Raw genomic sequence first — 233 nt, 5'->3', positions numbered from 1 at the left:
GTCCTATGTGCAAGCAGTTTATAACGTCCGAAACGGGGTGGAATATTCATCACGTACTCGAACGGCACAAGGGCGGAAGTGACAAGCTGGAAAATCTGGTGCTGTTACATCCCAATTGCCATCGGCAGTTGCATGTGGTGGACTGTAGTGGACAAAAGTTAATGGAGAGGCTTGAAATGTGCTCTTAATGCCACAATGAATTACCTGTGCATGCTCTATTTGCTGTATTGCTT

1 protein-coding gene is annotated in these 233 nt (G+C 45.9%); it reads left to right on the top strand.

The annotated features are described in order from the left end of the window. The coding region (locus tag Q4563_RS22885; protein WP_303606185.1) for an HNH endonuclease at window positions 1-188 on the top strand (188 nt) is incomplete at its 5' end. Between the last annotated feature and the right edge of the window lie 45 nt (window positions 189-233).

It is taken from the genome of Gilvimarinus sp. 1_MG-2023 (assembly GCF_030548285.1).
This window is presented reverse-complemented; position numbering and strand designations above follow the sequence as displayed.